The sequence below is a fragment of the Dokdonella sp. genome, assembly GCF_036518555.1.
Taxonomy (GTDB): domain Bacteria; phylum Pseudomonadota; class Gammaproteobacteria; order Xanthomonadales; family Rhodanobacteraceae; genus Dokdonella_A.
The window spans coordinates 1-8,476 of record NZ_DATDMY010000026.1 but is presented as its reverse complement, the minus strand read 5'-3'; the positions used below and the strand labels follow the sequence as shown (position 1 = coordinate 8,476).

Below are 8,476 nucleotides of genomic sequence, written 5' to 3'. Positions count from 1 at the left end.
TCGGCGAGGAAGCGCTTGTTGCGCCAGTCGTAGTCCCATTCGCAGCCGTAGTCCTTGTTGCTGTAGAGCACGCCGAGGCGGCCGTCGATCTCGATGCCTTTCAGATATTCGTGCACGAGGTCGTCGCCCCAGCCGTTGAGTTCGAACGCGGTGTTCGGCGGGCCGTCGAAGCGGAAGAAGCTGGTGAACAGCGGGTGCGTCTTCGGCAGCTTCTTCAGCGCGTCGGCGCCGAAGATCGTCGTCATTTCCTGTTCGAACGACTTCGCGAACAGGCCGTCGATGTCGTGGTTGCAGTCGTCGACGAGCACGAAGCCGCCATTGCGCACGTAGGCTTCGAAGTGGCGCCGCTCGTCGGGATTGAACTCGACGAGCTTGTGGCCGGCGAGGTAGCAGAACGGCTGCACGAGCATGCGCGCATCGGCGAGCGGCAGGACGCGCTCGCGCGCGTCCACGCGCAGGGTCGTGTACTGGATCAGCGCATCGAGCAGGTTCGACGGCATCCGCGCATCGACGTCCCAGTCGCCCGACTCGTACATGAGGCGCGTGAACCAGAAGTCGTAGGCCGGGGAGCCGGAGCCGGCCTCCGAGGGCTGTTCCGCGCGGGCGCGCGGCGCCACCAGGGCGCCGGCACCGGCGGCGAAGGCCAGACGAAGGAACTCGGCGCGGGTCATGGAAGCGAGACGGGCCGGGCTGGAGCCTCGGAACGGGAGCGCTTCGGCCCCTCGCCGTCGGCCCTCAGCCCTGCTCCCTGTTCACACCGCGTCCGACAACGACGTGAAGGTGAAATCGCGGATCTTGAGCGGCGGGATCATCATCACGAACGGCGATTCGTCGTCGGCGACGCGCACCGGCTTGCCGATCTCCTCGATGTTGTTGAGCATGATCGCGGGCGACTCGTTGAAACGGAAGTTCTTGATCGGGTACTTGATCTCGCCGTCCTCGATGTAGAACGTGCCGTCGCGCGTGAGGCCGGTGAGCAGCACGGTCTGCGGGTCGACGAGGCGGATGTACCAGGTGCGCGTGACGAGGACGCCCTTCTTGGTGCCCTTGACGAGGTCCATCGTCGACTTGTCGCCGCCGACCATGATGAGGTTGCCCGGCTGGCCGATCGCCTTCTTGCCCTGCTTCTGCGCCCAGTAGCGCGAATACTGCAGGTACTCGACCTTGCCGCCCGTGATGATCGGCGTGCGTTCGCGCGCGAGGCCGTCGCTGTCCCACGGCAACACCGCCGCCTGCCCGTCCCACGGGTCGGCGTACATCGTCACGCGCTCGTCGAAGAGCTTCTCGCCGAGCTTGTTGCCGCCGCCCTTCCTGGACAGGAAGCTGCGGCCTTCGTCGGACTGGCGCGCATCGAAGCCGTACATCATGAACGAGATGAGGCCCGCGCTCGCGGCGGGCTCCATGATCACGGTGTACTTGCCGGGCTCGAGCGCCTTCGCGCCCGTCGAGCCCTTCGCCTTTTCGATCGCGGTCCGGATCTCGCTCTTCGCATCGAACTTCGACACGTCGCCGAGGTTGCGCGCGACCCAGCCCGAGCCGTGGCCGTCCTCGGTGCGGACCGTGCACGTGAAGTCGATGCCGCTCGTCTTCTGGTAACCGAAGTTGCCCTTGCTGTTGGCGATCGCCGAAAACGCCTGGCTGTCGGTGAAGAAGCCGGCGGCGACGAGCTTGTCCTTGCGGCACGGCTCGATGCATGCGGCGGCGACGCCAGCGCGGTATTCCGGCGTGATCGCGGCGGTCTTCTCGGAGAAGGTGCCGCTCGCCTTGTAGGCCTGCTTGTCGATCGCCGGCATGAACTCGGGGTTTTCAGGTGCGAGCCGGGCGAGTTCTTCCGCGCGACGCACGACGGCCTCGATCGAAGCGTCGTCGAAGCTGTTGATCGTCGCGGTGCCGACGCGCTTGCCGAACGCGACCTCGACCGCGAGATCGCAGTCGCTGACGCGCCCGCTGGTCGAAACGCTGTTGAGCGCGTAGCGGATATTCCCGTTGAAGCCGCCGGTGAGCGTGGCGCTGCACTGGTCCGCCTTCGACGCCTTGATCGCCTTGTCGAGGATCGCCTTGGCCTGTTCTTCGGTGTAGATGCTCATCGCTGTGTTCTCCGCTTCGCTCAGCCGAGGCTGCGCGCCGTGTTGATGACGTTGGCGCCGTTGAAGCGCGCGGTGCTGGAGCCGTGCGAGACGGCCGAGACCTGGCCCGGCTGGCCCTTGCCGTCGAAGAAGGAACCGCCGAAGCGGTAGTCCTTCTCGTCGCAGACGGCGGCGCACGAATTCCAGAATTCCGGCGTGCGCATCTGGTAGGCGACGTCCTCGAGCGGCTGGGTGACCTTGCCGTTCTTGATCTCGTAGAACAGTTGCCCGCCGAACTGCGCGTTGTAGCGCTGCTGGTCGATCGAGAACGAGCCGTCGCCGATGATGTAGATGCCGTTCTCGATGTTCTTGATCATGTCGTGCGGCGACATCGCCTCCTTGCCCGGCGCGAGCGAGACGTTCGCCATGCGCTGGAACTGCACGCTCGACCACGAGTCGGCGTAGCAGCAGCCCTGCGATTCCTTCAGGCCGAGGATGTGCGCCTGGTCGCGGATCACCTGGTAGTTGACCAGCGTGCCGTCCTTGATGAGGTCCCAGCGCTGCGTCTTGACGCCTTCGTCGTCGTAGCCGACCGCGCCGAGCGTGCCCTTCTGCACCTTGTCGGCGAAGATCGTGACCTTGTCGCTGCCGTACTTGAACTTGTCGCGCCACTTGTCGAGCGTCGCGAAGCTCGTGCCGGCGTAGTTCGCCTCGTAGCCGAGCACGCGGTCGAGTTCGAGCGGATGGCCGACCGACTCGTGGATCGTCAGCCACAGGTGCGACGGATCGAGCATGAGGTCGTACTTGCCCGGCTTCACCGACTGCGCGGTGAGCTTCTCCTTCGCCTGCTTCGCCGCGGCGATCGCGTCTTCCTTCATGTCGTAGGAGTCGCCGTAGACGATCGCGCCGCCGGGCAACTCGACCTTGTCGGCCTTGTTGCCGTCGAGGTATTCGAAGCCCATGCCGCGCGGCGCGGAGAGGCCGGCGCGGATGCGGAACTTGCCGGTCTTCTGGTCGACCGCGGTGACCTGCATCGGCGCCCAGATGCGGTGCACGTCCTGGTCGATGTAGGAGCCGTCGGTCGAGGCGAAGTACTTCTGCTCGTTGACGAGGAACAGGATCGAATTGATGAAGCTCGCGCCCGCCTGCATCGCGGCGGCGTTGACGCCGAGCAACAGGTCGACCTTGTCCTTGATCGGAACTTCCATCGAATTCTTGACGATCGGCGTGGTCCAGCTGACTTCGCCGACGCCCTTGACCGGCGCGAGTTCGACCGGTTTGGCCTGGATCTTCGAGTTCGCCTTCGCGATCGCGACGGCCTCCCTGGCCGCTTTCGCGATCGCGTCGGGGCTCATGTCGCTGGTCGCGGCGAAGCCCCAGGTGCCGTTGGCGATGACGCGGATGCCGACGCCGCTCGATTCGGTGTTGACGACGTTCTGCACCTTGTCTTCGCGCGTGATGACGAACTGGCGCAGGTAGCGCCCGATGCGCACGTCGCAGTAGCTCGCGCCACCCGATTTCGCCGCATTGAGCGCGATGTCCGCGAACTTCTTCTTGGTCGCGACGTCGAGCTTGCTGAGCAGGGCTTCGGCCGCGATCACGCGGCCATGCATCGCAGGCAGCAGCAGGCTGCCGAGACCGATGCCGGTCATCTTGAGGAAGTCACGCCTTTCCATCTGTCTCCTCCGGGGTCGTCCGCCGCACACGCGCGTCGGTCGATCTTGTCGGATGCGGTGGACCTTGATACGTGCCAAACGGCATGGCCGGCAGGCGGCACCGGGCCGCGTGGCGCGCGCGACGGTGGCGAGGGCACGCCTTGCTAGACTTGCCGCATGGACATTTCCAAGACCTTCCGCATCGAAGCCGCGCACCGCCTGCCGAACGTGCCGGCCGGGCACAAATGCAGCCGCCTGCACGGCCACTCGTTCGCGATCACCATCCACGTGAGCGGCCCCCTCGATCCCGACCTCGGCTGGGTCATGGACTACGCCGACCTCAAGGCCGCATTCGCCCCACTGTTCGACCAGCTCGACCACCACTATCTCAACGACGTGCCTGGCCTCGAGAACCCGACCAGCGAGCAGCTCGCACGTTGGGTCTGGGAGCGGCTGTCGCCGCGCCTGCCGCTGCTGTCGAAGGTCGTCGTCAACGAGACGTGCACGACCGCGTGCGAGTACCGCGGCGGCGCGTGATTATCCCGCATCGCCGCAAAGTGCGCCGGTCACGCGTAATTCATTGAAATGCAAGATGATGGGGCTAGCATTGATCGGTCCGTGGGCTGCCGTTCAGCCAAACTTGTTGCAACGCAACATAATGCCTGCTAGGATCTCGTCCAACACTCCCCCCATACCGCAGAGGTATCGAACATGTTCGAGCAGATCAATACGCAGTCCCTTTCGCTCGGCAAGAGCTATGCCGATGCCTTCGTCAAGGCGCAGGGCCTCGCCCTCGCCGGCTTCGAGCGCATCACCGAGCTGAACCTCAAGACCTTCGAGGAGCGCGTCAAGGCGTCGGTCGAGTTCTGGACGGAAGCCGCCGAAGTGCGCGACTTCGAGTCCGCCAAGGCGATTTCGGCCAAGGGCGTCCAGCTCGCGAAGGAAAGCGCCGAGAAGCTCTACGCGAACAGCCAGGAAGTCCTCGGCGTGTCGCTGAAGACCTCGGAGGCGATCGGTTCGCTCGCCAAGACCTCGTTCGAGACGGTCAACGAGACGATGACCGACACGTTGAACAAGACGGTCAAGGCGGCCAAGAAGGCCGGCTGATCGGGCAAGTCCCCAGAAGACACCGCCGCTACTCCCCTTGGCGCCGGTGTCGACCTCGAAAGGCCGGGCTCTCTCCCGGCCTTTTTTTTCGCCCGCAGGGCGCACGTCCGGCCGATCCGCGGATGTCGACCGTGCAGGCGTGCGACGGCCGACGCTGCGGCATGATGTCGCGTCCTGCCCGGCGCGACGGGCTGCGGCCCGTGCGTGCGGACGAGCAAACCGCGCGACCGGCGCTGCCCGCCGCTTCGGCGATGCCCAGGCAACCGCTGCGCGCAGGCCGTGCGCTTGCCATTCATAGTGAAACCAAACACTTGCGGGCAACGTTCGCGGCCGTGGAGCGACCGAGCCGCCCGCCTCACGCACCGTGAGGGCAGGACCGGACGCCCGGCATCCGATCGCGGCAGCGCCTGCGGGCACTTCTCTTTCAGATTGCGGCATGTACGCGTCGCTTGATAAACTGCGCGGCCTTTTGGAGAGGTGGAGCGCGCCGGGAACGCGCGCCGCGACGATCCTCCACCGGCGGGAGCTCCCTGTGCGCAATTCCATCGCCCACGGCTGGCACGTGGCGGCTCGCACGGCGCTCCTGCAATTCGGCGCAACCCTCGTGGTATCGCTGGTGGTGGCGGGGTTCGGCTGGCGCAGCGCGCTCGCCGCCCTCACGGGCGGCTTCATCGTCTCCGCAGGCAATGTTTTGTTCGCACTGCGCCTGTTCGGCCGCGGCATCGCGCCACCACGCAGTGTATTGCGCTCCGCCTGGGCTGCGGAGGCGCTGAAATGGTTCTGGCTGTGCGCGACGCTGTACCTCGCGATAGCCGTATGGAAGCTGCCGTTCGCCGGGCTCATCGCCGGGCTCCTGGCGGCGCAGTTCGCGTTTTGGATCGCCCTCATCGCAACCAGGTAGAACGATGGCCACCGAAGAAGCCGCCGGCTCGGTCAACATGACCGACTACATCCAGCACCACCTGCATCATCTGCAGTGGAGCATCGGCGACGGCGTGTTCATGAAGATCAACATCGACACGTTGTTCTTCACCCTCGTGACCGGCCTCCTGTTCCTGTTCCTGTTCCTGCGCGTCGCGCGCAAGGCCACCGCGGGCGTGCCGGGCAAGCTGCAGTGCGCGATCGAGATGGTCGTGCTGTTCGTCGACCAGATGGTCAAGGAAACCTTCCACGGCAAGAGCAAGATCATCGCGCCGCTGTCGATCACGATCTTCTGCCTCGTGTTCCTTATGAACTTCATGGACATGATCCCGGTCGACCTGCTGCCGTGGCTGTGGAAGACCGGCTACGTCGCCGCCGGTCACGACGCCGAGCACGCGTTCCTGCGCGTGGTGCCGACCGCCGACTTCAACACCACGCTCGGCATGGCGTTGACCGTGTTCCTGCTCATCCAGTACGTCGGGCTGAAGCACAAGGGCGTCGGCGGCTTCTTCGGCGAGTGGTTCACCGCGCCGTTCGGCAAGTACGCGTTCCCGGCCAACCTGCTGCTGCGCGTGATCGAGGAATGCGTGCGCCCGGTGAGCCTCAGCCTGCGACTGTTCGGCAACATGTACGCGGGCGAACTCATCTTCATCCTGATCGCGGTCATGACGCTCGGCGCGGGGCTCGCCCACGTCTCGACCTACCTGCTCGGCGTCGGCCAGTTCATCGCCGGCTTCGCCTGGACGGCGTTCCACATCCTGATCATCACGCTGCAGGCGTTCATCTTCATGACGCTGACGATCGTCTACCTCAGCATGGCCGCCGAACATCACTAGTGCGATCGTCCATGATCGCGAGAGGCGAAGAGCGGCCGTCCTTGGCCGCACTCTTCACCTGAAGCAAAGCTGGTCAAACAGAACGTTTCAGTCGATTTCCACTTCACCTTAGAGAAACCCGGAGACAACCATGGAAAACATCGCCCAGGTCGGCAATCTGCTGAGCATGACCGTCATCGCCGCCGGCCTCCTGATCGGCCTCGGCGCCCTCGGCACCGCGATCGGTTTCGCGCTGCTCGGCGGCAAGTTCCTCGAGGGCTCGTCGCGCCAGCCGGAACTGACCCCGATGCTGCAGACGAAGATGTTCATCGTCGCGGGCCTGCTCGACGCGGTGCCGATCATCGGCGTGGCGATCGCGCTGCTGCTGCTGTTCGCCAACCCGCTGCTCGGCTACCTCGGCGTCAAGTAAGCACCGAAGTCCGAAGGTCCAGCACGGCGATCGACCGATCGCCGTGCAGCAGGAGCATTCCATGATTCCGAACATCACTCTGGTCATTCAGGGCTTCGCGTTCTTCGCGGTCGTCCTGCTGGTCATGAAATTCGGTTGGCCGCACATCATCGCGGCGATCGAAGAGCGCCAGAACAAGATCGCCGAGGGCCTGTCGCAGGCGGAGAAGGCGCGCAAGGAGCTCGCCGATGCCGACGCGCGCGTCGCCGACGAGATCCGCAAGGCGCGCGCGGAAGCCACGCAGATCATCGACAAGGCGCACCAGCAGGCCGCGCAGATCGTCGACAAGGCGCGCCAGGACGCGATCGTCGAGGCGACCAAGCAGAAGGCGATCGCCGCTGCCGACATCGAGGCGCAGGCGCACAAGGCGCGCGAGGAACTGCGCGGCAAGGTCGCCGCACTCGCGGTCGCCGGCGCCGAGAAGATCCTCAAGCGCGAGATCGACGCGAACGCGCACAAGTCGCTGATCGACCAGCTCGTCACCGAGATCTGACCGATGTCGACCGCCCTCACCTTCGCCCGCCCGTACGCACGCGCCGCCTTCGAGCTCGCGCGCGCGAACAATGCCCTCGGCGCGTGGGCCGGCAAGCTCGCGTTCGCGGCGCAGGTCGCCGCCGACGCGCGCGTCGCCGCGCTGTTCGGCGACCCGCGCGTCGCACAGGCCGATCTCGCCGCGCTGGTCACGCCGGAAGGCGAGGCAGCCGATTCGCCGTTCGCGGGCTTCGTGCGCCTGCTCGCCGAGAACCGCCGCCTGCCGGTGCTGCCGGAAATCGGCGCGCTGTTCGAGGAACTCAAGCAGGAGGCCGAGCGCGTGCTCAAGGTGAACGTGCGCTCGGCGACGCCGATCGACGCGAACGAAACCGCCAAGCTGAAGGACGCGCTCAAGCGCCGCTTCGGCCGCGACATCGAGATCGAGCAGTCGATCGACGCCGACGTACTCGGCGGCGCGGTGATCGACGCTGGCGACGTCGTTATCGACGGCTCCGTGCGCGGCAGGCTCGCGCGCCTGGGGCAAGCGCTCACGCAGTAGGGAAATACGGCCTGCCGGCCACGAACCGGCGGGCCGTCGTTTGCAAACGACGTCGGAAGTCAAACGTCGACGATCGATCGAAGCGGCACGCTCGACACCGATCCGCGACGTTTGACTTTTGACCCCTTGGAACCGTCGCTCGTCGACGAGAGCAGGAACCACAGACCATGGCTACGACGATCAACCCGTCCGAAATCAGCGAGCTCATCAAGAGCCGCATCGAGAAGTTCAAGCTGTCCGCGGAAGCGCGCAACGAAGGCACGCTGACCGGCGTGTCGGACGGCATCGTGCGCATCCACGGCCTCAACGACGTGATGTCGGGCGAAATGGTCGAGTTGCCGGGCAACACCTATGCGCTCGCGCTCAACCTCGAGCGCGACTCGGTCGGCGCGGTCGTGCTCGGCGACTACGAG

Annotated in this window: 10 protein-coding genes and 1 pseudogene; 8 read left to right on the top strand and 3 right to left on the bottom strand. The window is 65.6% G+C overall.

The annotated features are described in order from the left end of the window. From VI238_RS01700 to VI238_RS01690, 3 genes are all read right to left on the bottom strand, one after another. A partial coding sequence (locus VI238_RS01700; RefSeq protein WP_331647771.1) for a DUF4159 domain-containing protein occupies positions 1 to 671 on the bottom strand: 671 nt, incomplete at its 3' end. A gap of 81 nt (positions 672 to 752) precedes the next feature. After that, positions 753 to 2,087, bottom strand: coding sequence for a TldD/PmbA family protein (locus tag VI238_RS01695; RefSeq protein WP_331647770.1), 1,335 nt, complete (start codon positions 2,085 to 2,087; stop codon positions 753 to 755). Between the two features lie 20 nt (positions 2,088 to 2,107). Beyond that, positions 2,108 to 3,742 carry a TldD/PmbA family protein gene (locus VI238_RS01690; protein ID WP_331647769.1) on the bottom strand — a complete coding sequence of 545 codons (1,635 nt, stop codon included), beginning with the start codon at positions 3,740 to 3,742 and terminating at the stop codon, positions 2,108 to 2,110. A gap of 156 nt (positions 3,743 to 3,898) precedes the next feature. Between VI238_RS01690 and queD the strand changes: the two genes are divergently transcribed. From queD to VI238_RS01650, 8 genes and pseudogenes are all read left to right on the top strand, one after another. Then, entirely contained in the window at positions 3,899 to 4,258 is a 360-nt protein-coding gene (queD, locus tag VI238_RS01685) for a 6-carboxytetrahydropterin synthase QueD (protein WP_331647768.1), read from the top strand. Positions 4,259 to 4,432: 174 nt separating this feature from the next. Continuing rightward, a complete protein-coding gene (locus VI238_RS01680) occupies positions 4,433 to 4,828 on the top strand; it encodes a phasin family protein (protein ID WP_331647767.1) in 396 nt (131 codons plus the stop codon). 532 nt (positions 4,829 to 5,360) lie between these two features. Beyond that, positions 5,361 to 5,729, top strand: a complete 369-nt coding sequence (locus VI238_RS01675; protein ID WP_331647766.1) for an ATP synthase subunit I — start codon at positions 5,361 to 5,363, stop codon at positions 5,727 to 5,729. A 4-nt stretch (positions 5,730 to 5,733) separates the two neighbouring features. After that, positions 5,734 to 6,585, top strand: coding sequence for a F0F1 ATP synthase subunit A (atpB, locus tag VI238_RS01670; protein ID WP_331647765.1), 852 nt, complete (start codon positions 5,734 to 5,736; stop codon positions 6,583 to 6,585). Between the two features lie 166 nt (positions 6,586 to 6,751). Continuing rightward, entirely contained in the window at positions 6,752 to 6,994 is a 243-nt protein-coding gene (gene atpE, locus VI238_RS01665) for a F0F1 ATP synthase subunit C (protein ID WP_414650012.1), read from the top strand. Between the two features lie 61 nt (positions 6,995 to 7,055). Continuing rightward, positions 7,056 to 7,526 (top strand): F0F1 ATP synthase subunit B, encoded by a 471-nt coding sequence (locus tag VI238_RS01660; protein ID WP_331647761.1) that lies wholly within the window; start codon positions 7,056 to 7,058, stop codon positions 7,524 to 7,526. 3 nt (positions 7,527 to 7,529) lie between these two features. Then, the gene (locus VI238_RS01655; RefSeq protein WP_331647759.1) at positions 7,530 to 8,063 is read left to right on the top strand and encodes a F0F1 ATP synthase subunit delta; all 534 of its coding nucleotides are present in this window, start codon (positions 7,530 to 7,532) and stop codon (positions 8,061 to 8,063) included. 167 nt (positions 8,064 to 8,230) lie between these two features. After that, positions 8,231 to 8,476: pseudogene (locus VI238_RS01650) on the top strand (F0F1 ATP synthase subunit alpha); the annotation flags it as partial.

Bases quoted from the DNA above. Each gene is read 5' to 3' on its own strand.
- queD (WP_331647768.1), top strand. From the start codon at position 3,899: ATGGACATTTCCAAGACCTTCCGCATCGAAGCCGCGCACCGCCTGCCG.
- atpB (WP_331647765.1), top strand. From the start codon at position 5,734: ATGGCCACCGAAGAAGCCGCCGGCTCGGTCAACATGACCGACTACATC.
- VI238_RS01680 (WP_331647767.1), top strand. From the start codon at position 4,433: ATGTTCGAGCAGATCAATACGCAGTCCCTTTCGCTCGGCAAGAGCTAT.
- VI238_RS01695 (WP_331647770.1), bottom strand. From the start codon at position 2,087: ATGAGCATCTACACCGAAGAACAGGCCAAGGCGATCCTCGACAAGGCG.
- VI238_RS01690 (WP_331647769.1), bottom strand. From the start codon at position 3,742: ATGGAAAGGCGTGACTTCCTCAAGATGACCGGCATCGGTCTCGGCAGC.
- VI238_RS01655 (WP_331647759.1), top strand. From the start codon at position 7,530: ATGTCGACCGCCCTCACCTTCGCCCGCCCGTACGCACGCGCCGCCTTC.
- atpE (WP_414650012.1), top strand. From the start codon at position 6,752: ATGACCGTCATCGCCGCCGGCCTCCTGATCGGCCTCGGCGCCCTCGGC.
- VI238_RS01660 (WP_331647761.1), top strand. From the start codon at position 7,056: ATGATTCCGAACATCACTCTGGTCATTCAGGGCTTCGCGTTCTTCGCG.